The 210-nt window shown below is 42.4% G+C and carries 1 protein-coding gene; it reads left to right on the forward strand.

From position 1 onward, the window contains the following. Window positions 1-210: plasmid pRiA4b ORF-3 family protein (locus LI126_RS15545; RefSeq protein WP_227165790.1), on the forward strand; the 210-nt coding region annotated here is incomplete at both ends.

Consider the following 210-nt stretch of genomic DNA (forward strand, 5'->3'; position numbering starts at 1 on the left):
ATGAATTCTTATTCCGCTATGACTTTGGCGATGGCTGGGAAATCAAGCTGAAAATTGAGCAGCTGGACGATCAAAATGAGCTGAGTGCCAAGAATCTGCCACGAATCATTGTCGGCAAGGGATTTGGAATTGTTGAAAACGTTGGTGGCGTTGATGCCTTAAAGGAATTTGGAGGTGATCTGAAACATTCAGACGATCAATTGAATGATT

The organism is Mediterraneibacter sp. 210702-DFI.5.30 (assembly GCF_020560115.1).
Lineage (GTDB): Bacteria > Bacillota > Clostridia > Lachnospirales > Lachnospiraceae > Mediterraneibacter > Mediterraneibacter faecis.